The organism is Nocardiopsis endophytica, assembly GCF_027706725.1.
Lineage (GTDB): Bacteria > Actinomycetota > Actinomycetes > Streptosporangiales > Streptosporangiaceae > Nocardiopsis_A > Nocardiopsis_A endophytica.
In genome coordinates this window covers 26,657-49,576 of sequence record NZ_JAQFWQ010000026.1, presented here as the reverse complement: position 1 = coordinate 49,576, position 22,920 = coordinate 26,657, and the positions used below count along the sequence as shown (strand labels likewise).

The window sequence follows — 22,920 nt, the reverse complement described above, 5'->3', positions numbered from 1 at the left end:
TCCCGTTCCCCGCCCCTGGCCTGGGGAGTGAAGATCGGTAAGTCTTCGTTGACTGGCATATCCCCGTCGTGTTCCGACCGGAAAGTTCGCGTTCGTTGCCTCGGCGTGGAGCTCGCCCTCCTCGCCGCCTGCTTGTGCATTCTTTCACAAGCGGTTCCCGACAGGGAAGCGCCGCCCATGAAAGGTTTAGACCATCATAAAGCCGACGTAAGGCCTGTCGTACCTGGTCAGGCCGGGTGTTAAGGCTTTCACACAGGTCAGGCGGGTGACACGGCTCACCTGCCCGTTCCCGGGTGGTGGGCCCCTCGCCCCCGAGGGGCGCGGATCACCCCTCGGCGTCCCCGGAAAGGTCGGGGACGCCCAGGCACAGGCCCCACACGATGCCGTCGAGGATGTCGTGCTCGCCCGCGTAGAAGGCCTCGGCCCCGGTCCGCGCCAGGACCCGGTCCAGGATCAGCGCGCCCGCGCCGATCACGTCCACCCGTCCGGGGTGCATCACGCCCAGCTCCGCGCGGCGCCCGTGCGGCATGGACAGCAGCTCGCGGGCGATCTCGCCGGTGCGCTCGGCGCTGACCCGGGTCAGGTGGATCCGCTCGGAGTCGTACTCGGGCAGGTCCAGGGCGATCCCGGCCACGGTGGTCGCGGTCCCGGCCACGCACACCACGGTCGCCGCCTCCCCGATCGGCACCGATTGGGCCGCCTCGCCCAGGGCCGCGTCGATGTCCGCGGTGGCGGCGGCCACCTGCTCGGCGGTGGGCGGGTCGGAGGACAGGTGGCGCTCGGTCATCCGCACGCAGCCGATGTCGACCGACCGCGACGCCCGCACCACGCCGTCGGCCTCCCCGGCGTCCTGCGGGTACCCCAGGACGAACTCGGTGGAGCCGCCGCCGATGTCGACGACCAGGTAGGGGCGGGGGTGCCCGCCGCCGTCCCCCTCGGCCTCCAGTTCGGCGGTGGCGCCGACGAAGGAGAGCTCGGCCTCCTCCTCGCCGCTGATCACCTCGGGCTCGACGCCGATGATCCCGCGCACCCCGGAGATGAACTCCTCCCGGTTGGAGGCGTCCCGGGTGGCGCTGGTGGCGACCATGCGCACGTGCTCGGCGTCGAAGGGGACGCCGTGCTCGCGCATCAGCTTGGCGTAGGAGCGCAGCGCCTCGAACGTGCGCTCCAGGGCCTCGGGGGCGAAGGCGCCGGTGCGGTCCACGCCCTGGCCCAGGCGCACGATCTCCATCCGGCGCTCCAGGTCGACCAGGCCGACCTCGTCGCCGTCGTGCACGGCGACATCGCTGATGAGCAGACGGATGGAGTTGGTCCCGCAGTCGATGGCGGCCACGGTGGTCACGGTCGGCCTCCCCCAGAGGTGTCCTCGCTGTCCGGGCCGGCACACACGCACGGCCCCTTCTCCCACCAGTCCGGGAGGGCGTCCAGCGCCTCCCGGCCGACGGGGTTGGTCCCCGGCTCGGCCAGCTCGTGGGCGGCCAGGGCGTGCAGGCACTTGACGCGGTCGGGCATGCCGCCTGCGCTCTGCATCCCGCGCGGCAGCGGCTCCAGGCCGTCGGCGGCGGCCTGGGCGTCGCGCTCGGCGATGTAGGCCTCGTGCGCCGACCGGTAGGCCTCGCGCAGTCCGGGCTCCTCGCCCAGGCGCTCCTGCATCCGCCGCATCGCGCCGCCGCCCTCCAGGGAGCCGATCGCCGAGTTCGCGCGCGGGCAGGTCAGGTAGTACAGCGTGGGGAAGGGCGAGCCGTCCTCCAGGCGGGGCGCGGTGCGCACCACGTCGGGGAGCCCGCACGGGCACCGGTGGGCGACGGCGCGCAGCCCCCGCGGGGCGCGGCCGAGCTGGCGTTCGACGGCCCGGACGTCCTCGGGGGACACGGCCCCGGACGGGTCGGGCTCAGGGGACGCGTGCCCGGGCACGGCGGGGCCGCCGGTGGTGTGTTCTGCGGAAGTCATGGCGGTCTCAGGTTAGCCGGTGCGCGGACCCCGCGATGATCTCGACGAAGGTGCTGTCAGAACCGGCGGGATGACAGCACCTCTGTCGAGATCATCGGCGAGGGCGGCGGCCTTCGGGGTCAGCGGCCCGGCGGCTGGGCGTCGGGGATGCGCTCCCGGCCGGCGCCCGGGTCGTCGGCGGCCTCCACCGACTTCCACAGCTTGGTGAACCAGGGGTCCTCGGGACCCTCCCCGCCCTGCTCCCCGTACTCGGGGTCGTCGCCGGAGACGACGACGTAGGCCTGCTCGCCCGGGTACTGGTAGTGCAGCCGGGTGCGGGCCTCCCGCTCGATGTGGTCGGGGTCCCGGAGCTGCTCCCTGCGCTCCTGCAGGTCCTCGACGCCCTCCTTGCGCTCGGCGAGCTCGTCCTGGAGCTGGGCGATCTCGGAGCGCTGGGCGACGTACTCGCGCAGCGGGTAGGCCAGGCTCAGCGCGATGGCGCACACCACCAGGGCGAGGATGGCGGCGCGGCTGGTGAGCGCGGGGCGCAGCCCGCGGCGCCCGCCCGAGCCGGAGCCCTTGCCCGAGCCGCCCTTGCCGTTCCCGGCCTTTCCGGCGGTCCCGCCGCCGCCCGTGGACGCCTTGGCGGTCTTGGCCCCCTTGGCGGTGCTCTTGGCGGTGCCTTTGGCCGCGCTCTTGGCGGTGCTCCCCGCGGGGGCGCCCTTCGCGGACGCCTTCTTCGCGCCTTCCTTCTTCGCCCCGTCCTTGGACGGATCCCTGCCCGCGGACGGGCGGCCCGGTGCGTCGGCCGGCCGTCCGCGGGCACCGGAGGCCCTGGGCCCCGTCGTCGGGGCGCCGCGGGCGCTCGCGCCCCCGGCGGAACGGGGCCCACGGCCGTCCTCCGCGCGCCGCGGCCCGCCGCCGCGCGCGGAGGACGGCCGCTTCGGCTTCTCCGGCTCCTTGGGCATGGAGAGGCAGCCTAGCCCTGGGCCCTGAAGCGCGGGAAGGCCGACGCGCCCGCGTAGATCGCGGCCTCGTCCAGCTCCTCCTCGATGCGCAGCAACTGGTTGTACTTGGCCACGCGCTCGCTGCGGGCCATGGCCCCGGTCTTGATCTGGCCGGCGTTGGTGGCCACCGCGATGTCGGCGATGGTGGTGTCCTCGGTCTCGCCGGAGCGGTGCGAGATCATCGCCGTGTAGCCGTTGCGCTGGGCCAGCGCGACCGCGTCCAGGGTCTCGGTCAGGGTGCCGATCTGGTTGACCTTGACCAGCAGCGAGTTGGCGGCGCCGTCGTCGATGCCGCGCCGCAGCCGCTCGGGGTTGGTGACGAACAGGTCGTCGCCGACGAGCTGCACCTTGGCGCCGATGGAGGCGGTCAGGGCGGTCCAGCCCTTCCAGTCCTCCTCGTCCAGCGGGTCCTCGATGGAGACCAGCGGGTAGGCCTCGACCAGCTCGGTGTAGTAGGCGGCCATGTCCTCGGCGCTGCGCTCGGAGCCCTCGAAGCGGTAGACGCCGTCCTCGAAGAACTCCGAGGCGGCCACGTCCAGGGCCAGCGCGATGTCGGTGCCGGGGGTGTACCCGGCCTTGCGGATGGCCTCGACGATCAGGTCCAGCGCGGCCCGGTTGCTGTCCAGGTCCGGGGCGAAGCCGCCCTCGTCGCCGACGCCGGTGGACAGGCCGTGGCCCTTGAGCACCGACTTGAGGGCGTGGTAGACCTCGGCGCCCCAGCGCACGGCCTCGCGGAAGCTCGCCGCGCCGATCGGCGCGATCATGAACTCCTGGATGTCGACGTTGTTGTCGGCGTGCTGGCCGCCGTTGAGGATGTTCATCATCGGCACCGGGAGCACGTGCGCGTTGGGGCCGCCCAGGTACCGGAAGAGCGGCAGGCCCGAGGCCTCGGCGGCGGCGTGCGCGACGGCCAGGGAGGCGCCGAGGATCGCGTTGGCGCCGATGCGGGACTTGTTCGGGGTGCCGTCCAGGTCGATGAGCGCCCGGTCGATCATCCGCTGCTCCTCGGGGGCGAACCCGAGCAGCTCGTCGGCGACCTCGTCGTTGACGGCCGTGACGGCCTTCTCCACGCCCTTGCCGCCGTAGCGCTCGCCCCCGTCGCGCAGCTCCACCGCCTCGAACTGCCCGGTGGAGGCGCCGCTGGGCACCGCGGCGCGCGCCGTCGTCCCGTCGTCGAGGAGGACCTCGACCTCGACCGTCGGATTCCCGCGGGAGTCAAGGATCTCTCGCGCCTGTACTGCCTCGATCGACGACACCGTCGCCCTCCTTATTCGTTCACTGGCGGACCGCCTCCGAGCCTAGCGACCCCCCGCGCCCGCGGGCGCGGGGGCGGCCCGGAATTCCTGGGCCCGACCTCGCCCGACGCCGGTGCCCGGCGTGTCGCCCCTTGCCCCGCCCCGTCCCCTGTGCCTACTATTCCCACTAACTAAGTAGGAGAAAGAGGCCGCGTCGTCCCGCGGCGGCCCCGCCCCTGTCACCGTCAGCGAAGGCGCGCGATGCAGACCCTGATCCTCCTCGGACTCGTCGGACTGGCCGCCCAGCTCATCAACGGCAGCCTGGGCATGGGCTACGGGGTCACCTCCACGACCATGCTGCTGATGATCGGCACCAGCCCCGCCGTCGCCTCGGCCACCGTCAACCTCTCCCAGGTCGGATCGCAGCTCGCCTCGGGGTTCGCGCACTGGCGCTTCGGCAACGTCGACCGGCACGTGGTGCTGCGCATCGCCGCCCCCGGCGCCGTCGGCGCGTTCGCGGGCGCGCTGCTGCTCAGCCGCCTGTCCACCGACGCCGCGGGCCCGCTCATGTCGACCATCCTGCTGGCGCTGGGGCTGTACCTGCTGCTCCGCTTCACCCTGCGGGACCTGCCGCGCCCCACCGGCGCGCGCCCGCTGAGCACCGTCTTCCTGGCCCCGCTCGGGCTGGTGGCCGGGTTCATGAACTCCACCGGCGGCGGGGGCTGGGGGCCGGTCGGCACGACCGCGCTGCTGGCCACCGGCCGCCTGGAGCCGCGCAAGGTGATCGGGTCGATCAGCGTGGGCGAGTTCGCCGTGGTGGTGGCGGGCAGCCTCGGCTTCGCGGTCGGCCTGGGCCTGGGCGGTATCGACTTCGCGTGGGTGGGGGTCATGCTGCTGGGCGGGCTGCTGGCCGCGCCCGTCGCCGCCTGGCTGGCCCGCTCGGTGCCCGCACGGCCGCTGGGGGCGATGGTCGGCGGGCTCATCGTGCTCACCAACACCCGCGTGGTGCTCGGCGCCGAGTGGGCACAGCTGCCGCCGCTGCCCACCTACGCGCTGTACGCCGGGATCCTGCTGGCGTGGGCGGCGGCCGTCGCGCACTGCTGGCGGCTGCACTTCGCCGAGCGCCGGGCCGCCCCGCACACGGAGGAGCCCGCCCCCTCGCGTTGATCTCGGGGAAGTCGGGGTAAAAACGGACGCCATAAGCCCGACTTCCCCGAGATCAACGAGGAGGGGGAGGCGGTCAGGAGGCCGGGAGGTCGAGGGCGCGGAGGGCGCCTTCGACGACGACGGAGCGCAGGTCGACGCCGTCACCCGAACCGTCCGGGCCGAGCTCGTCCCCGGCCATCACCGCCGCGTCCTGGAGGCCCCCCACGGCCAGCACCGCGAGCGCGCGCTGGCGCTCCGTGGGATCGGCCCCGAAGATCAGGCGGAGCAGGCGCTCCCGCCAGTCGAAGAGCTTGGGCACCACGTCGCCCAGGTCGCCCAGGGCCGCGGTGTCGGCGATGACCGCCTGGAACAGCGCCCCGTGGCGGCGCACCGTGTCGTAGAACGCCTCCAGGACGTGCCGCGCGGTGACGCCCGGCTCCTCCTCCAGCTCCCTGACGGTCCGCTCCCCGTCGTCGATCATGGGCCGGATCATGTCGGCCAACAGGTCCTGCTTGGACCTGAAGTGGTAGTACAGCGCCGCCTTGGTGATGCCCAGGCCCTCGGCGATCTCCCGCAGGCTGGTCGCGGTGTAGCCCTTCTCCGCGAACAGCTCCAGCGCCGTCTCGCGGATCTCGGCCCGGGTGTCGGTCCGCTGTCTGGGCACGCGCGCCCCTTCCGCTCTCTCCTCCTGCGCGGCCCCTCCGTCGATCCCGGGAGAAGCGCCCTTACCGGTGCGGTTTCAAGGGCCGTTCCGCCGGGTTCGACGAGAGCCGTGCGCCGTTGTCGAAGGCGATCCTACCCGCCTGCCGGTCGGTAAGTATCTAGTCGCCCGGTAAGTTACTTGCCGCCCGGCTAGTTTGACGGGTAGCGTCGTCCGTACCGGGCCGCGGTGTGCGGCCCCGATGCGAAAGGAGTGCGTCATGGCACGCACCGTCTGCATCTCCGGCGCGGGCATCGCGGGCCCCGCCCTCGCCTTCTGGCTCCGCGGTCTGGGCCTGCGCCCCACCGTCGTCGAACACGCCCCGCGGCTGCGCACCGGCGGCTGGGCCGTGGACGTCCGCGGCGCCGCCCTCACCGTCGCCGAGCGGATGGGCCTGGCCGAGGCGTTCCGCGCCGCCACCGACAACCTGCGCGGCCTGGACCTGGTCGACGCGCGCGGCCGCGTCCGCGCCGCCGCCGGGACCGAGCTGACCGCGTCCAGCCCGGACGACCTGGAGATCCGGCGCACCCTCCTGAGCCGGATCGTCTTCGACGCCGCCCAGGAGGGGGTCGAGTACGTCTTCGGGGACTCCGTCACCGCCGCCGACGACGACGGCGAGCGCGTCCGGGTGTCCTTCGCCCGGTCGGCGCCGCGCGACTTCGACCTGCTCGTGGCCGCCGACGGGCTGCACTCCAACGTGCGCCGCCTGGTGTTCGGCCCCGAGGAGCGGTACCTGCGCTTCCTCAAGGCGCACGTGTCCATCTTCGACCTGCCCAACCGGTTCGGCCTGGACCACCGGGCCGTCCTGCACAGCGACCCCGGCCGCACGGTCGGCCTGTACGCCGGGGACCCGGACGGCCCCGCCCAGGCGTTCGTGGCCTTCCGGTCGCGCACCGAGGCCGCCTCGCGCCTGCGCGACGCCGCCTCCCGCCGCCGGTACCTGCGCGCCCGCCTGTCCGGAATGGGCTGGAAGGCCCCCGAGATCCTGGAGGCCCTCGACGCCACCGACGACCTGTACTTCGACTCCATCGCCCAGGTGCACGCGGGCTCCTGGTCGAAGGGGCGCACGGTCCTGCTCGGCGACGCCGCCCACTGCCCCTCCCCGCTGTCCGGCCAGGGGTCGAGCCTGGCGCTGGTCGGGGCCTACGTGCTGGCCGGGGAGCTGGCCGCCGCCGGGGGCGACCACCACCGCGCCTTCCCCGCCTACGAGGAGGCCATGCGCGGCTTCGTGCGGCGCAACCAGGCGATCGCGACCAACGGCATGTCGTTCCTGGTCCCCCGCGACCGCGTGCAGATCCTCGTGCGCGACGCCGCCGTCCGCGCCGCGCCGTACGTCCCCGCGCTGAACCGGCTCAGCGGGGGGATCAGCAAGGCCGCCAACGCGATCGCGCTGAAGGACTACCCCTTGTCCGCGGCCTCCGCCGCCTCCGCCGCATCCGGCCGCTGAGGCCCCGATGATCCCGTTTTCGGCCGCGCCTGCGGGGAACACCATGACCGCCTGCCTATAGTTCGATACCGTCCGGCTCCCCTCGCCGGAAGTGACGAGAGCCCGGACCCCAGCGAGGCGGAATGGCCAGACCCGGAGCAGCGGCCGGATCGGGAGCGGCGGCGCGGCCGCGCCGTACCGAGGCATGGCTCCTCGCCGCCGCCTTCGGCGTCTTCGTGCTGGGGATGTGCACCGCCGGGTGGCAGACCGCCGGCGCGGTGCCCGACCGCCTGCCGCTGTACGCCGCCCTGTTCGGGGCCTCGGCCCTCGCCGCGCACCTGGCGGTGCGCTTCCTGGCCCCCTTCGCCGATCCGCTGCTGCTGCCGCTGGCCGTCCTGCTCACCGGCACCGGGCTGACCATGATCTGGGGCCTGGGCGGCCCGGAGGGCCACGGCGAGGCCTGGCGCCAGCTCATGTGGGCGGTGATCGGGACGGCCGGGTGCCTGGCCGTGCTGCTCGCGGTGGCCCACCCCCGGCGGCTGCAGCGCTACCCCTACCTGCTGGCGGTCGGCGGCCTGGTCCTGCTCCTGCTGCCGATGGTGCCCGGCCTGGGCATCGAACTGTACGGGGCGCGGCGCTGGGTGGCGGTGTCCGGGTACACCGTGCAGCCCTCGGAGTTCGCCAAGCTCCCGCTGATCGTGTTCCTCGCCGCCTACCTGGGGCAGAAGCGCGAGGTGCTGGCGGCGGCCGGGCGGCAGATCACGGTCCGCGGCGTCAAGGTGTTCAGCCTGCCGCGCATGCGCCACCTGGGGCCGATGACCGTCGCCTGGGGGTTCGCCATCCTCGTGCTGGTGGGCACCAAGGACCTGGGCACCTCGCTGCTGCTGTACCTGGTCTTCTTGGCCATGCTGTACGCCGCCACCGGGCGCAAGTCCTGGGTGGGCATCGGCCTGGTCATGTTCGCCGGAGGGGCGGCCGCCGCCTGGTGGCTCTTCCCGCACGTGCGCCAGCGGGTCGACATCTGGCTCAACGCCTTCGACCCGGAGGTGTACAACGCCGCGCAGGGCGGCAGCTACCAGCTCGTGCAGGGCCTGTACGCGCTGGCCGAGGGCGGGCTGACCGGCACCGGCTTCGGCGCGGGGCGGGCCGGGGAGATCTTCGCCGCCGACAGCGACCTGATCCTGGTGAGCATCGGCGAGAAGCTGGGCCTGACCGGGCTGATGGCGGTGCTGGTGCTGTTGCTGCTGCTGGTCGAGCGGGCGGCGCGGACCGCGCTGGACGCCCGGGAGGTGTTCACCAAGCTGCTGGTGACCGGGTTCGCGATGCTCTTCGCGTTCCAGGTGTTCGTGGTGGCCGGGGGCGTCACCCGGCTCATCCCGCTCACCGGGATGACCACGCCGTTCCTGGCCGCGGGCGGCTCGTCGCTGGTGTCGAGCTGGCTGGTGATCGGGCTCTGGCTGCGAGTGAGCGACGCCTGCCGGCGGCCCCCGCCCGACCCGGTGGCCGGGCCGGGGCAGGAGGCCACCGAGCTGATCGCGCTGCCCGCCCGGACGGACGGCGTCAGTCCCAGTACCGGCGCCACTCCCCGGCGCTGAGCGCGCGCGGGTCGCGGCCGTCGGCGCGGGCGCGGGCCTCGGCCGCGCGGACCCGGGCGTCGAAGCGGCGGGCGGCGGTCCTCAGGTCCATCTCCGGGTCGCCGCCCGCGCGGCGGTCGGCGTCCACGGCGGCGAACAGCTCCGCGCCCGGCCCCTCCCCCGCGTCCACCAGGTCCTCGGGCAGCCCGTTGCGCACGGCCCGCTTCTGCAGCTCGTAGGCGAGCAGCGCGGCGGGCTGGGCGAAGGGCACGCCCTCCAGCACCGAGGCGTCGTGCTCGCCCTTGCCCGCCCGCTCGGCGGCCTTGATGCGCTCCCAGTTGCCGCGCACCTCCTCCGCGCCGTCGACCCGGGTGTCGGCGAACACGTGCGGGTGGCGGCGGACCAGCTTGTCGATGATGCCGTCGGCGACGTCGTCGACCGTGAAGCCCTCCTCGCCGCGCTCCTCGGCGATGCGGGCGTGGAAGACCACCTGGAGCAGCACGTCGCCCAGCTCCTCGCGGAGGGTGGCGTACTCGCCCCGCTCGATGGTCTCCAGCGTCTCGTAGGCCTCCTCGATGAGGTACTTGGCCAGCGACTCGTGCGTCTGCTCGGCGTCCCAGGGGCAGCGCCGCCGCAGCTCGTCCATGGTCGCGACGAGGGCCTGCACCCGGTGGCCCGGGGCCGCGCCCCCGCCAGGGGCCGCCTCGGAACCGGTTTCGGGGGACTCGGTGCCCATGTGCTCCTCTGCGCTCCTCTCAGGCCTGCTCGGCGCCGTCCGGACCGCCCGGCAGCCAGCCCCCGGCGCGCAGCGCCGTGAGCACCTCGGCCGCCGAATCGGCGGGGTCCTGACCGGTGGTGTCCAGCACCAGGTCGGCGTCGGCGGGCTCCTCGTAGGGGTCGGAGATCCCGGTGAACGCCGGGATCTCGCCTGCTCTGGCCTTGGCGTACAGGCCCTTGCGGTCCCGCCGCTCGCACTCCTCCAGGGGGGTGGCGACGTGGACGAGGAAGAAGTCGCCGTTCTCCTCGACCATGGCGCGCACCTCGGCCCGGGTGGCGGCGTACGGCGCGATCGGGGCGCACACGGCCACGCCGCCGTGGCGGGTGATCTCGGCGGCGACGTAGCCGATCCGCCGCACGTTCATGTCGCGGTCCTCCCGCGAGAAGGTGAGGCCCTTGGAGAGCATGCGCCGCACCACGTCCCCGTCCAGCAGCGTCAGCGTGCGGCCGGAGCGGCGGATCCCCTCGGCGACCGCGCGCGCGACGGTGGACTTGCCCGACCCGGACAGGCCGGTGAACAGGACGGTCAGCCCGCGGCGGGTGCGGGCCGGGCGCAGCCGCGCCAGCTCCGCCGCCACCCGCGCGGGGGTGAACCACGCGGGCAGGGTGCGGCCCCGCGCCAGCATCTCCTCCACCTCCTCGGCGGAGGGCTCGTCGGCGGCGTCGCCGTCCTCCACCTCGTCGGCGGGGCGCCAGGCCCCCTTGGCGGTGTCGTAGCGCCACCGCCCCGGGTCGACCACCGGGAGCGGGGAGGCGTCCTCCCCCGCGCCGCCGTCGCCCAGCAGGTGGGTGGCGCCGAAGGCACGGGCGACGAAGGGCGCCACCCGGTCGCCGTCGCTTCCGGGCGGCAGCGTCAGCGCCGCGGTCCAGGTGCGCGGCGGCAGCAGCGGCTCGGCGGCCAGCACCGCCGGGGCCCACCCCTGCGACTCCAGCGGCACGTCCACCAGCAGCAGCACCTCGGCGGGGGCCTCGCCCCCGATCCGGTCGGCGGCGTCGCGGATGCGGGCCAGCGCCCGGTGGTGCAGGGGACCGCGGGCCACCACCGCCAGCAGCGGGCCGGTGGCGCCCTGGGCCTCGCGGCGGGCCCTCAGCTCGGCGGGGGCCAGCCGCAGGTGGCGCAGGGCCCCGTAGGCGGGCGGCCCGGCCAGCCGCACCTCCCCGGCCAGCCGGTGGCCGGGGCCCAGACCGTCGGGCGCGTCGGGCCCGGCCTCCCACGCCCCGCTCACCCGCAGCTCGGCCAGCGGCGCGCCCTCGGGGTCGGCCAGGACCACCCGCTCGGCACCGGCCAGGTCGGCCGGAACCGGCAGGGTGACCGGGATCGGCCACGGGGTGCCGTCCGGCAGGGCGCCGCCGGCCGCGGCCCGCGCCTCGGCCTCGCCCATGAACCCGGGGAGCGGGTAGGACCCGCTCAGGATCAGCTCCAAGTGGGCGAGGGCGGCGTGGTCCGGCGTGTGGACCGGCGCCCCGTTCCCGTTCTCGGTGCCCGTGTGCACTGCGACCTCCGCTCGCCCGCGCCCGAGGGCGCCTGGGTGTCCCGTCGCAGCACAGCGTAGGGGGCGCCGCTCCCGGGCCGGGAACACAGGGGGCCGCCGAGGTGTTGACGGGCATGTGCGGACCGCGCCGCTCCCGCCCCTGCGGGACCCCGTGGGCCGCCCTCCTCCGTCGCCGGGCGGCAGTAGTCTTGGCACGGGGGAGCCCGCTGAACCGCCCGACGGCGCCCCGCGGCCGCGCACCGGCACGGCCGCCCGGCCTCCACCGCACCCGCGCGGAGCGCCGCGCGCCCGCCAGCGCCACCGGACCTGTCGTCACACGCCCCTGATTGGTGCCATGAGCCTTTCTGGACTTCTCGCCACCGTCGCCGGCGACCCGGCGCTCACCCGGGCCGTCGAGACCGCCCGCTCCGGGGCCGGTCCCGCCCTGGACCTGGTCGCGCCCGGGTCGCTGCGCCCGTTCCTGGTCGGCGCGCTGGCCGCGGACGCCCCCGCCGGGGCCGGGCGGCCCGTGCTGGCGGTGACCGCGACCGAGCGCGAGGCCTCCGACCTGTCCGAGGCGCTGGGCTCGCTGCTGCCGCCGGACTCCGTGGCGCTGTTCCCCGCCTGGGAGACGCTGCCGCACGAGCGGCTCTCCCCCCGCTCCGACACGGTCGGCCAGCGGCTGGCGGTGCTGCGCCGCCTGGCCCACCCCGACCCGTCCGACCCGCTGGCCGCGCCGCTGAAGGTGGTCGTGGCGCCGGTGCGCAGCGTGCTGCAGCCGCTGGTGGCCGGGCTCGGCGACCTGGTCCCGGTGCGGGTGCGCCCCGGTGACGAGGCGGACCTGGAGGAGGTCGTCTCCGGCCTGGTCGACGCCGGGTACGCACGGGTCGACCTGGTGGAGAAGCGCGGCGATGTGGCGGTGCGCGGCGGCATCGTGGACGTGTTCCCGCCCACCGAGGAGCACCCGCTGCGCCTGGAGTTCTGGGGCGACCAGGTGGAGGAGGTCCGCTACTTCCAGGTGGCCGACCAGCGGTCGCTGCCCGAGGGCGGCGACGGCCGGGCCGCGGAGGGCCTGTTCGCCCCGCCGTGCCGGGAGCTGCTGCTCACCCCCGAGGTGCGCGAGCGCGCCGCCGCGCTGGCCGCCGAGCACCCCCAGCTCGCCGACGTGCTCGACAAGCTCGCCGAGGGCGTGGCCGTGGAGGGCATGGAGGCCTTCGCCCCGGTGCTGGCCGAGCGGATGCAGCCGCTGCTGGACTACCTTCCCGCCGGTGCGCAGATCGTCGCCTGCGACCCCGAGCGCATCCGCACGCGCGCGCTGGAGCTGGAGGCCACCAGTCAGGAGTTCCTGCAGGCGTCGTGGATCAACGCCGCCTCGGGCGGCGAGGCCCCCATCGACCTGGGCGCCTCGGCCTACATGTCCATCTCCGACGTGCGCTCCCAGGCGGCCGAGCTGGGCCAGCCTTGGTGGACGCTGTCGCCGTTCGAGTCCGGCGACGAGGAGGAGGCGGAGACCACGCTGACGCTGGGCGCCTCGGACGCCGACGCCTACCGGGGCGACACCGAGCGCGCGCTGGCCGACGTGAAGGGGTGGCTGCACGACGGCTGGCGGGTCGTCATGGTCACCCAGGGGCACGGCCCGGCCGAGCGGCTGGCGGACATGCTGCGCGGCGCCGGGCTGGGCACCCGGCTCAGCTCCGACCTGCCCGAGCCGCCGGAGCCCGCGCTGGCCACCGTCGCCACCGGGCTGCTGCAGCAGGGGTTCGTGTGGCGGTCGGTGCGGACCGTGGTGCTCACCGAGACCGACCTGGCCGGGCAGCGCGCGTCCACCCGGGACATGCGCAAGATGCCCAGCCGCCGCCGCGGCGCGGTGGACCCGCTGCAGCTCAAGTCCGGCGACCACGTGGTGCACGAGCAGCACGGCGTGGGCCGCTACATCGAGATGGTCAGCCGCAACATCCAGGGCGCCACCCGCGACTACCTGGTCATCGAGTACGCGCCGTCCAAGCGCGGGCAGCCCGGCGACCGCCTGTTCGTCCCCACCGACCAGCTGGAGGAGGTCACCCGCTACGTCGGCGGGGAGGCGCCCACGCTGTCGAAGATGGGCGGGTCGGACTGGGCCAAGACCAAGAGCAAGGCGCGCAAGGTCGTCCGGGAGATCGCCGGGGACCTGATCCGGCTGTACTCGGCGCGGCAGGCCTCGCCCGGCCACGCGTTCGGGGCGGACACGCCCTGGCAGCGGGAGCTGGAGGACGCCTTCCCCTACGCCGAGACCCCCGACCAGCTCGCCGCGATCGAGGAGGTCAAGCAGGACATGGAGAAGTCGGTCCCGATGGACCGGCTGATCTGCGGCGACGTGGGCTACGGCAAGACCGAGGTGGCGGTGCGCGCCGCGTTCAAGGCGGTGCAGGACGGCAAGCAGGTGGCGGTGCTGGTGCCCACCACGCTGCTGGTGCAGCAGCACCTGTCGACCTTCACCGAGCGGTACGCCTCGTTCCCGGTGACGGTCCGCCCGCTGTCGCGGTTCCAGACCGACGCCGAGGTGGACGCCGCCCGGGAGGGGCTGCGCACCGGCGAGATCGACATCGTCATCGGCACCCACCGGCTGCTGTCCAGCGAGACCCGGTTCAAGAACCTGGGGCTGGTCATCATCGACGAGGAGCAGCGCTTCGGCGTCGAGCACAAGGAGGCGCTGAAGAAGCTGCGCACCCAGGTGGACGTGCTGGCCATGTCGGCCACCCCGATCCCGCGCACCCTGGAGATGGGTCTGACCGGCATCAGGGAGATGACCACCATCCTCACCCCGCCGGAGGAGCGCCACCCGGTGCTCACCTTCGTCGGGCCCTACGAGGAGAAGCAGATCGCGGCGGCCATCCGGCGCGAGCTGATGCGCGAGGGACAGGTGTTCTTCGTGCACAACCGGGTGGCGTCGATCGAGAAGGTGGCGGCGACGCTGAGCCGCCTGGTGCCCGAGGCGCGGGTGGCCTACGCGCACGGGCAGATGAACGAGCAGCAGCTCGAACGCGTCATGGTGGACTTCTGGGAGAAGAACTTCGACGTGCTGGTGTCGACCACCATCGTCGAGTCGGGCCTGGACGTGCCCAACGCCAACACGCTGATCGTGGACCGGGCCGACACCTACGGGCTGTCCCAGCTGCACCAGCTGCGCGGCCGGGTGGGCCGGGGGCGGGAGCGGGCCTACGCCTACTTCCTGTACCCGCCGGAGCGCCCGCTGACCGAGACGGCCTACGAGCGGCTGTCCACGGTGGCCCAGCACACCGAGACCGGCGCCGGGATGTACGTGGCCATGAAGGACCTGGAGATCCGCGGGGCCGGGAACATCCTGGGGGCCGAGCAGTCCGGCAGCATCGCCGGGGTGGGCTTCGACCTGTACGTGCGCATGGTGGGCGAGGCCGTGCGCGAGCTGAAGGGCGACGGGGCGGCCGAGGAGGTCGAGACCAAGGTCGAGCTGCCGGTCAACGCGCACATCCCGCACGACTACATCCCGGGCGAGCGGCTGCGGCTGCAGGCCTACAAGCGGATCGCGGGGGTCGCGGGCGAGGAGGACATCGCCGCCGCCCGCGAGGAGCTGGTGGACCGGTACGGGACGCCGCCGGAGCCGGTGGAGAACCTGCTGCAGGTGGCGCGGTTCCGGGTGCTGGCCAAGGCGGCGGGGCTGACCGACGTGGTGCTGCAGGGGTCCCAGATCCGGTTCGCGCCCGCGCGGATGCGCGAGTCGCAGATGCTGCGGATGCGGCGCCTGTACCCCAAGGCGGTGTTCAAGGAGGCCACGGACACCCTGCTGGTCCCGGTGCCCAAGTCCGGGGGGCTGGGCGGCCGTCCGCTGAAGGACCTGGAGCTGCTGGAGTGGTGCGCCGAGCTGGTCAAGGCGCTGTTCCAGCCGGTGGCCGCCAAGGAGCCGGCCGGCTGACCGGGTGGGCCCGGCAGGCCAGAGCCGGGCAGGCCGGGCCCACCCGGTGCTCCTGGGCCGCCGCGGACGTCCGCGGCGGCCCTTCGGCGTCCTGTAGAGGGGTCCCCGGGCCGTCCCGCGGTCCATTCCGGGACACGCCACGAGGGCCGCCCGTTTCGGTTGTCCTCGAATCACGTGCGGAGCTCCCCTCCCCTGGGCCCGAAAACGACTACTCTAGGTATTCGAAAATTCACCACTAGTGGTAGTCAAGGAAGGACCAGGGCCGCATGGAGACCTCCGCCGCCGGACCGGACCTGAAGGACTGCGCCCAGACGCTGCGCCGACGCTGGAGGGCGGTGGCCGCCGCCACCGCCGCCGGGCTGGCGATCGCGGGGGCCGGGCTGGCCCTGGCGCCCCGCGCCTACACCGCGACGACGGCGGTCCAGGTGCGCCCGACCGGGGTCGCCGAACTCACCGGCGAGCTGTCCGGGCGCACCAACGGGGAGGTCAACCTGGACACCGAGGCGCAGGTGGTGGCCTCGGCACGGGTCGCCTCGGCCGCCGGCCGGGAGCTCGGCGGGGCGGACCCGGCCTCCATGCGCGAGCGGGTGGAGGTGGAGGTCCCGCCCAACAGCAGCGTGCTGGAGATCTCCTACACCGCGCCGACGCCGGAGGCCGCGCGCGACGGCGCCACCGCCTTCTCCGACGCCTACCTGGCCGACCGGCGGGCCCGGGTGGGCGAGCTGATCGACGCCCGGCTCGCCGCCCTGGACGAGCAGACCGAGGCCCGCACCGAGGACATGGAGGAGCTGGCCGAGGACGCCGCCAAGGGCGGGGCGGCCAAGCGGGCGCGGGCCGAGGCGCGGCTGGAGGCGGTGCAGAGCGAGATCTCCGACCTCAACGCCGAGACCGGGCCGCTGACCGCGGCGAAGGCGTCGCTGATCCCGGGGCAGGTGCTCACCCCGGCCGCGCTGCCGGACGGCCCGGCGTCGCCGCAGCCGGTGCTGTGGCTGGCGGGCGGCGGCATGCTGGGGCTGGCCGTCGGCGCGGGCGCGGCGTTCGCCCTGGAGCGCAGGGCGCGCGGGCGGGCCGGGGCCGACGCGGCCGTCCAGGGGCCGCAGGGGGCGGAAGAGTCCCAGGAAGCGCAGGAGGCACCCGCGGCGGAGGCCGTCGCCGGGGAGTCCGGGACGGTCCCGCCCGCCTCGGACGGGGAGCGCGCTCAGGACGAGGGCGCTCAGGAGGAGGGCGCCGACCAGGGGGCCGACGCCGACGAGGGGTCGGCGGACCGGTCCCGCGAGGAGGAGCCCGCCGAGGCCGGGGCGCGCCGCTGATGGGGGCCTCGACCCGGTCGGGGGCCGGGCCGCCCGGAGAAGGGGCGGCCGGAGTAGGTGCGGCCCATGAGAAGGCCGCCGCCCCGTCCGCCTTCCGGCTCCTCGCACCCGGGTGGCCGGTCATCTGGCTGTTCGCCGGGTACCCGCTCTGGTGGGCGCTGGGGCTGGGCCCCTTCGCCTTCTGGGTGTTCGCCGTGCCCATGGCCGCCGGACTCCTCCGGCGCCACCGCGAGCGCGGGCTCCGGCTGCCGCCCGGGTTCGGGCTGTGGGCGCTGTTCCTGCTGTGGGCGGCCGCAGGGATGGCGCTGATCGGGATGGTGCCGGACGGGGCCCTGCCCGGGTCCGGCGGCGTGCTCGGGGCACTGGTGCGGCTCGGCCACTACCTGGCGCTGACGGTACTGCTGCTCTACATCGGCAACACCGGCCGCGACGAGCTGTCGGACGCGCGGATCGCCCGCGCGCTCGGGTGGCTGTTCCTCGCGACGACGGCCGGGGGGCTGCTCGGCATGGCCGCCCCGAACTTCGGGTTCACCTCCCCGCTGGAGGCGCTGCTGCCCGGCGCCGTCGCCTCCGACTCCTACGTCCAAGCCCTCATCCACCCGTCGTCGTCACAGGTCATGGACGACGTCCTGGGGTACGAGACGGCGCGGCCCAAGGCGCCGTGGCCCTACACCAACACCTGGGGCAACATGCTGTCCCTGCTGCTGCCCTGGCTGGCGGCGGGGTGGATCCTCACCGGCCGCGGGCGGGGCGGGTGGCGCCGCTGGGCCGGTCTGGCGGCGGTGGCGGTGTCCCTGCTGCCCATCGTGCACTCGCTCAACCGGGCCCTGTGGGTGGGCCTGGCGCTGACCGCGGTGTTCGCCCTGGTGCAGCTAGTGCGGTCGGGCCGGGTCGCCGCGGCGCTCGCGGGCGTGCTGGCGGTCACGGGCCTGTGCGTCGCGCTGGCCGCCTCACCGCTGATGGACCTGGTCAGCGAGCGCATCGCCAACCCGCACAGCGACGACGGGCGGGCCGCCACCAGCTGGGCCGCCGTCGACGCCGCCGCCCAGTCACCGGTGCTGGGCTGGGGCACCACCCGCGACATGCTCGGCAGCTCGGACTCGATCGCGATCGGCACCTCCCCCGAGTGCCCGGGCTGCGGCAACCACACCATCGGCAACAACGGCCAGTTCTGGCTGACGCTCATCTCCAACGGGTGGGTGGGCACCGGGCTGTTCCTCGGCTTCTTCGCCGCGGCCGCCTGGCGCCACCGGGGAGAACGGGACGCGGTGGGATCCGCCGCCCTTCTATCGGTTCTCCTGCTCTTCTGGTACATGTTCTTCTATGTCGCGCTGACGGCACCGCTGGCGGTCACGATGACCGGCATCGCACTGCTCTGGCGGCGGGCCCCCGGTGCCGTGGCGGCGACGGCGGCAGGGGGTGTCGCGCGGTGAACGGGGAGACCACCTATCTGACGGACCTGGCCGAGGTGCTGTGGCCCTGCGGAGGGCTCCTGGGGCGCGGCGCCGAGTGCGCGGAGAGACGCGTGCCCGCCCCCGACCACCCCGCCGCGCACGTGCGCGAGTACCTTCCGGTCCCGTCCGCGCACAATCCTCGGGTGATCCTGCCTGTCACCAACCGGTACGCGGCCGCCCGCGGCATCGCCGCCTTCGCCCAGCGCCACTCCTTCCGGGAACGGGTCCGCGCCGCCCTGCTCACCACCGCCTTCGCCAGCGGGGTGGCGCCGCTGCTGCTGCGCGACCGGCTGCACGTGGGCACCGGCCACACCATCGAGCACGCCCTGGGCGCCGCCCTGGACCGGGACGTGGTCATCGCCATCCACGTGGGGCCGCCGCGCGCCAACCGCAAACCGGTGCTGCTCCTGCTCACCCCCGCCGGGCGGGCGGTGGGCTACGCCAAGGTGGGCGTCAACGATCTGACCTCGCGCCTGGTGCGGGCCGAGACCCGGGCGCTGAGACGGCTGGCCGAGGCCCACCTGCCGGACGTCACCGTGCCGCGGCTGATGTACGAGGGCGAGTGGAACGGGCGGCCCCTGCTGGTGCAGGAGGCGCTGCCGGTCGGCGACCAGACCGACCGGCCCACCCGGCGCCAGCTGCTGCGGTGCGTCCTGCAGATCGCCGCCATGGACGGGATCGGTGAGGGGGACCTGCGCACCGGCCCCTACCGGGCCCACCTGGAGCGGCGCATCGAGGTGCTGGCGGGGCGGCCGGAGGCGCCGCGGCTGCGCAAGGCCCTGGAGGCGCTGCCGGACGTGCGGATCCCGTTCGGCGCCTGGCACGGCGACCTGACCCGGTGGAACATCGCCGGGACGCCGCGCCGGGCGTTCGTGTGGGACTGGGAGCGCCTGGAGTCGGGTGTCCCGCTGGGCATGGACGCGCTGCACTACGAGCTCAACGAGTGCGTGCAGGGCGGCGTGCAGGCGGGGGTGCAGCGGTGGTTGGACAGCGGGGCGCGGCTGCTGTGCGACCCGCTGGTGGCCGAGGCGGGGCTGCGCCCGCACGCCGTGCCGGTGGTGATGGCGCTGTACCTGGTCGACCTGGCCACCCGGTACCTGCAGGACCGCCAGGACGAGGCCGGGAGCCCGCTCGCGGCCGTCGACGACTGGCTCCTGCCCGCCCTGGAGGGGCTCGGCGAGCGCGCGGCGCACGAGGCCGGACCCCGCAGATGACCGCAGGCGGCGCCTCTCCCGGGCGCCGTCGGCCCCGCACCCGCACCGGGCCCCGCCCGCTCCGGCCGCCCGACCCCGCACCCCGCACCCCGCGCGGGGCTCCATCCCGACCACGTGAGGACACCCATGCGCTTGCCTTTGGCCGGACGGTCCGTTCCGACCCCCCTGAAGAACGCCGCTCTCACCGCGGCCGACGCGGCCGGCCGGGTCGGCCGCCGCTCACGGGCGCTCCCCGACTTCCTCATCGTCGGGGCGCAGCGCTGCGGCACCACGACCCTGTACAAGGCGCTCATGCAGCATCCCCAGGTGTTCGGACCCACGCTGCGCAAGGGGGTGCACTTCTTCGACACCGCCTACGGACGCGGCACCGACTGGTACCGGAGCCGGTTCCCGCTGCGCCGCACCGTGCGGGCGGCCGCCGGGGGCGCGGGCGGCGTGGTCGGCGAGTCCAGCCCGTACTACCTGTTCCACCCGCTGTGCGCGGAGCGGATCGCCGCGGACCTGCCGGAGGCGAAGGTGGTGGTGATGCTGCGGGACCCGGTGGAGCGGGCGCACTCGGCGCACAGCCACGAGAGCGCGCGGGGGTACGAGACCGAGCCGTTCGAGCGCGCGCTGGACCTGGAGGCCGAGCGCATCGCGGGCGAGGAGGAGCGGCTGGCGGCGGCCGGCCCCTCGGAGCGGTCGTTCCACCACCAGCACCACGCCTATGTGGCGCGGGGTCGGTACATCGACCAGCTGCTGCGCCTGGAGCGGCACGTGGGGCGCGAGCGCATGTTCGTGGTGGACGCCGAGCGCTTCTTCGCCGACCCCGACCGGCACTTCCCGGAGCTGGAGGAGTTCCTGGGGGTGCGGCACTGCCCGGGGGTGGTGTTCGGCCACCACAACGCCCGGCCCAGGGCGGAGCTGCCCGAGCGGCTGCGCAGGCGGTTGGAGGAGGCGTTCGCCGATTCCGACGAGCGCCTGGCGGAGTGGTGGGGGCGCACCCCGTCCTGGCGCGAGCCGGAGGGGGGAAGGGGGAGCAGGGCGCAAGGGCGCTCCGAGGGGAAGGCCGATTCCGAGGAGGCCGCCGACGGCGCCTCCGACGCCACCCACGGGCATGGCTCCGGCGATGGCTCCAGCAACGGCTCCAGCGGGGAGGGCACGGGGGACTCCGGCACTTCCTCCTCCCCCAAGTACGCCTCCGAGCGGCACTGACCTGCGCCGACCGGTGCCGCCCGGCACCGGTCGGCACCGCCCCTGCCCCCGACACCGACGACCCGAGCGGAGCACGATGGCCACCGAGAGCCCGACACCCACCCGCGGCGGCGGCGAGGACCGGGGCGGGGCCGAGGCCGTCGCGCGCACGGCCCGGGGCGGGGCGCTGAACATGGCGGCCGCCGTCGCCGGGGCCGGGCTCAACCTGGCCCTGGTGGTGGCGGTGGCGCGCGGGTTCTCCCAGGACACCGCGGGGCTGCTGTTCGCGGCGACGTCGGTGTTCCTGATCGCCTCGGCCGTGGCGCAGCTGGGCACCGCCAACGGGCTGGTGTACTTCCTGGCCCGGACGCGGGCGCTGGGCGCCGCGGGGCAGGCCCGGCACCTGCTGCGCACGGCCCTGGTGCCGGTGGCGGCGGCGTCGCTGGCGCTCGCCGCGGCGATGGCGGTGTTCGCCGGACCGGTCGCGGAGGCGGCGGGCGAGCCGGGGGCGGCGGTGTACCTCAGGCTGCTGGCCGCGTTCCTGCCGTTCGCGGCGGTGACCGAGGCGCTGCTGGCGGCGACCCGGGCCCACCACGACATGGCGGCGACCGCCGTGGTGGAGAAGGTCGGCCGCCCGCTGGGACAGGTGCTGCTGGTCCTCGGAGCGGCGGGGGTCGGCTCGGCGGGGCTGCTCGCGGTGGCGTGGGCGGGCCCGTACCTGCCGGCGGCGGTGGTAGCGGCGCTGTGGCTGCGGCGGGTGGTGCGCAAGGGGGCGCCACCGCTGGCGGCAGGTACGGGCCCACAAGACCAGCGCCCCGCCACCGCCCCCACCACTCCTCGTGAGTTCTGGGGGTTCACGCTGCCGAGGTCGGTGGCGCAGGTGGCACAGATCGGGAACCAGCGCGCGGGGATCGTGCTGGTTGCGGCGGTGCAGGGGGCGGCGTCGGCGGCGGTGTTCACCGCCGGGACGCGGCTGCTGGTGGCCGGGCAGTTCGCGACCCAGGCGGTGCAGTTCGCGGCGGGGCCCCGGATGGCCGAGATGCTGGCCGTGGACGACCGGGAGGGCACGGCGCGGCTGTACCGGTCGGCGACGGCGTGGCTGATCTGCCTGACGTGGCCGCTGTTCCTCCCGGCGGTGGTGTACGCCCCGCTGGTGATGGAGCTGTTCGGGCCGGGGTACGCGGGCGCGGCCGGGACGGGGGTGCTGGTGGTGGTCGCGGTGGCGCAGATGGCCTCGGCGTCGCTGGGCATGGGGGACCTGCTGCTCACCATGGCCGGGCGGACCGGGTGGAACCTGGCGAACAACCTGATGTCGCTGGCGGCGAACGTGGTGTTGTGCGTGGTGCTCATCCCGCCGCTGGGCGCGGTGGGGGCCGCCCTGGCGTGGGCGGCGGCGATCGGGGTGCGCAACCTGCTGCCGCTGGTCCAGCTGCACCGGATGATCGGGGTGCACCCGTTCAGCCCCCGATGGACGGCGGCCGCGGGCGCGGCGCTGGCGTGGTTCGGCGCGGTGCCGGCGGTGTGTGCGGGGGTATTGGGGACGACCGGCCCGTCGCTGGTACTGGCGCTGATGCTCGGCGGAAGTGGCTGGGCGGCGACGGTGTGGCGGATGCGCACCGTGCTCGACCTGGACGGCCTCCTCCCGAAACGCTGGAAGAAGCCCACCCCGGCCCCCACTGAGGCTCACTGACCGCCGCGCCCCGGCGCTCCGAAGCCCTGGGCGAGTGGCAGGCCACCGGAGTGAGAGGTGTCGAGCGGCGCCGAGGACAGGTCGGCGACCCATACGGCAGCACCGTCGGGCGCGGCGCGTGTGCGTGGTCACCGGAGAGGGCGGCGACGGAACGAGCCGGGTGGTTCCCCGGCCCCGCCTGCCGGGCGCCAGGTTCCTCGCGGTCCGGGTAGGCGGGCGGCACGGCAGGTACCCCGCTCACGGACTCCGCCCGGGCAGCAGGCCGCTGGGGTGTGAGGTGGCGGGCAGCGACGAGGACAGGCCAGCGGCCCTCGCCGCAGCACTGTCGGCCACGGCGCGTGCGGATGGTCGACGTGGTTGGCAGCGACGGCACAAGCAGGGCGGTTCCCCGGCCCCGCCTGCCGGGCGGCGGGCCCCTCGCGGTCCAGGTCGGCGGGCGGCACGGCAGGTACCCCGCTCACGGACTCCGCCCGGGCGGCAGACCGCCGGAGCACAAGGCCGCAAGGGCAGCAACGATGAAGGTCGGCGGCCCTCGCCGCAGCGCTGTCGGCCACGGCGCGTGCGGATGGTCGACGTGGTTGGCAGCGACGGCACAAGCAGGGCGGTTCCCCGGCCCCGCCTGCCGGGCGCCAGGTTCCTCGCGGTCCAGGTCGGCGGCGGCTCGGCTGGTACCCCCGTGTTCGTGGCGGCCGTCGACCCGGTGCGCCCCTGCCCGGCGATGATCTCGACAAGGGTGCTGTCAAAACCGCCGGAATGGCAGCACTTCCGTCGAGATCATCACAGAGGGGGCGGGCGAGGGAGGCGGGGGCGAACTTGGGTGGTGGAATCGACGCCTGATCTGCGTAAAAGCGTCGATTTCACGACGCGGGATGCCCGGCCCCTTCA

The 22,920-nt window shown here is 74.9% G+C and carries 16 protein-coding genes; 9 read left to right on the top strand and 7 right to left on the bottom strand.

Annotated features, from left to right (window positions below; translation table 11 throughout):
* Positions 1–325 precede the first annotated feature (325 nt).
* From O4J56_RS11495 to eno, 4 genes are all read right to left on the bottom strand, one after another.
* Positions 326–1,342 carry a Ppx/GppA phosphatase family protein gene (locus O4J56_RS11495; protein ID WP_270685711.1) on the bottom strand — a complete coding sequence of 339 codons (1,017 nt, stop codon included), beginning with the start codon at positions 1,340–1,342 and terminating at the stop codon, positions 326–328.
* Positions 1,339–1,950, bottom strand: a complete 612-nt coding sequence (locus O4J56_RS11490) for a DUF501 domain-containing protein (RefSeq protein WP_270685710.1) — start codon at positions 1,948–1,950, stop codon at positions 1,339–1,341. Before O4J56_RS11490 ends, O4J56_RS11495 begins: the two co-directional genes overlap by 4 nt.
* A gap of 119 nt (positions 1,951–2,069) precedes the next feature.
* Positions 2,070–2,897, bottom strand: a complete 828-nt coding sequence (locus tag O4J56_RS11485) for an FtsB family cell division protein (protein ID WP_270685709.1) — start codon at positions 2,895–2,897, stop codon at positions 2,070–2,072.
* 11 nt (positions 2,898–2,908) lie between these two features.
* Complete coding sequence (eno, locus tag O4J56_RS11480) at positions 2,909–4,192, bottom strand: phosphopyruvate hydratase (protein WP_270685708.1); 1,284 nt, start codon at positions 4,190–4,192, stop codon at positions 2,909–2,911.
* Between the two features lie 240 nt (positions 4,193–4,432).
* Between eno and O4J56_RS11475 the strand changes: the two genes are divergently transcribed.
* On the top strand, positions 4,433–5,338 hold the full coding sequence (locus tag O4J56_RS11475) for a sulfite exporter TauE/SafE family protein (RefSeq protein ID WP_270685707.1): 906 nt from the start codon (positions 4,433–4,435) through the stop codon (positions 5,336–5,338).
* Between the two features lie 73 nt (positions 5,339–5,411).
* Here the strand turns inward: O4J56_RS11475 and O4J56_RS11470 are convergent, their stop codons facing one another.
* Positions 5,412–5,981, bottom strand: coding sequence for a TetR/AcrR family transcriptional regulator (locus O4J56_RS11470; RefSeq protein WP_270685706.1), 570 nt, complete (start codon positions 5,979–5,981; stop codon positions 5,412–5,414).
* Between the two features lie 256 nt (positions 5,982–6,237).
* Between O4J56_RS11470 and O4J56_RS11465 the strand changes: the two genes are divergently transcribed.
* Positions 6,238–7,464, top strand: coding sequence for an FAD-dependent monooxygenase (locus tag O4J56_RS11465; protein ID WP_270685705.1), 1,227 nt, complete (start codon positions 6,238–6,240; stop codon positions 7,462–7,464).
* 122 nt (positions 7,465–7,586) lie between these two features.
* On the top strand, positions 7,587–9,038 hold the full coding sequence (locus O4J56_RS11460) for an FtsW/RodA/SpoVE family cell cycle protein (RefSeq protein WP_408639106.1): 1,452 nt from the start codon (positions 7,587–7,589) through the stop codon (positions 9,036–9,038).
* Here O4J56_RS11460 and mazG read toward each other — a convergent pair.
* Positions 9,004–9,753: a nucleoside triphosphate pyrophosphohydrolase gene (mazG, locus tag O4J56_RS11455; RefSeq protein WP_270685704.1), complete on the bottom strand. Its 750-nt coding sequence runs from the start codon at positions 9,751–9,753 to the stop codon at positions 9,004–9,006. The two genes, O4J56_RS11460 and mazG, sit on opposite strands and share 35 nt — an antisense overlap.
* A 19-nt stretch (positions 9,754–9,772) precedes the next feature.
* Positions 9,773–11,287, bottom strand: a complete 1,515-nt coding sequence (cysC, locus tag O4J56_RS11450) for an adenylyl-sulfate kinase (protein WP_270685703.1) — start codon at positions 11,285–11,287, stop codon at positions 9,773–9,775.
* Between the two features lie 334 nt (positions 11,288–11,621).
* On the opposite strand from cysC, the gene mfd reads away from it, so the two are divergent.
* The 6 genes from mfd to O4J56_RS11420 all read left to right on the top strand — a co-directional run bounded on the left by mfd (position 11,622) and on the right by O4J56_RS11420 (position 22,035).
* Positions 11,622–15,194, top strand: a complete 3,573-nt coding sequence (gene mfd, locus O4J56_RS11445) for a transcription-repair coupling factor (RefSeq protein ID WP_270685702.1) — start codon at positions 11,622–11,624, stop codon at positions 15,192–15,194.
* A gap of 266 nt (positions 15,195–15,460) precedes the next feature.
* On the top strand, positions 15,461–16,504 hold the full coding sequence (locus tag O4J56_RS11440; protein WP_270685701.1) for a Wzz/FepE/Etk N-terminal domain-containing protein: 1,044 nt from the start codon (positions 15,461–15,463) through the stop codon (positions 16,502–16,504).
* The gene (locus O4J56_RS11435) at positions 16,504–17,937 is read left to right on the top strand and encodes a ligase (RefSeq protein ID WP_270685700.1); all 1,434 of its coding nucleotides are present in this window, start codon (positions 16,504–16,506) and stop codon (positions 17,935–17,937) included. The genes O4J56_RS11440 and O4J56_RS11435 overlap by 1 nt, the downstream gene beginning before the upstream one ends.
* Positions 17,934–19,172 carry an aminoglycoside phosphotransferase gene (locus O4J56_RS11430; RefSeq protein WP_270685699.1) on the top strand — a complete coding sequence of 413 codons (1,239 nt, stop codon included), beginning with the start codon at positions 17,934–17,936 and terminating at the stop codon, positions 19,170–19,172. The genes O4J56_RS11435 and O4J56_RS11430 overlap by 4 nt, the downstream gene beginning before the upstream one ends.
* A gap of 126 nt (positions 19,173–19,298) precedes the next feature.
* Positions 19,299–20,366, top strand: coding sequence for a sulfotransferase family protein (locus O4J56_RS11425; protein WP_408639105.1), 1,068 nt, complete (start codon positions 19,299–19,301; stop codon positions 20,364–20,366).
* A gap of 76 nt (positions 20,367–20,442) precedes the next feature.
* Positions 20,443–22,035, top strand: coding sequence for a lipopolysaccharide biosynthesis protein (locus tag O4J56_RS11420; RefSeq protein WP_270685698.1), 1,593 nt, complete (start codon positions 20,443–20,445; stop codon positions 22,033–22,035).
* Positions 22,036–22,920: the final 885 nt, after the last annotated feature.

Coding starts and splice junctions, on each gene's coding strand:
- O4J56_RS11485 (WP_270685709.1), bottom strand. CDS start 2,897: ATGCCCAAGGAGCCGGAGAAGCCGAAGCGGCCGTCCTCCGCGCGCGGC.
- O4J56_RS11460 (WP_408639106.1), top strand. CDS start 7,587: ATGGCCAGACCCGGAGCAGCGGCCGGATCGGGAGCGGCGGCGCGGCCG.
- mfd (WP_270685702.1), top strand. CDS start 11,622: ATGAGCCTTTCTGGACTTCTCGCCACCGTCGCCGGCGACCCGGCGCTC.
- O4J56_RS11475 (WP_270685707.1), top strand. CDS start 4,433: ATGCAGACCCTGATCCTCCTCGGACTCGTCGGACTGGCCGCCCAGCTC.
- O4J56_RS11465 (WP_270685705.1), top strand. CDS start 6,238: ATGGCACGCACCGTCTGCATCTCCGGCGCGGGCATCGCGGGCCCCGCC.
- O4J56_RS11420 (WP_270685698.1), top strand. CDS start 20,443: ATGGCCACCGAGAGCCCGACACCCACCCGCGGCGGCGGCGAGGACCGG.
- O4J56_RS11440 (WP_270685701.1), top strand. CDS start 15,461: ATGGAGACCTCCGCCGCCGGACCGGACCTGAAGGACTGCGCCCAGACG.
- O4J56_RS11490 (WP_270685710.1), bottom strand. CDS start 1,950: ATGACTTCCGCAGAACACACCACCGGCGGCCCCGCCGTGCCCGGGCAC.
- O4J56_RS11435 (WP_270685700.1), top strand. CDS start 16,504: ATGGGGGCCTCGACCCGGTCGGGGGCCGGGCCGCCCGGAGAAGGGGCG.
- O4J56_RS11425 (WP_408639105.1), top strand. CDS start 19,299: ATGCGCTTGCCTTTGGCCGGACGGTCCGTTCCGACCCCCCTGAAGAAC.
- mazG (WP_270685704.1), bottom strand. CDS start 9,753: ATGGGCACCGAGTCCCCCGAAACCGGTTCCGAGGCGGCCCCTGGCGGG.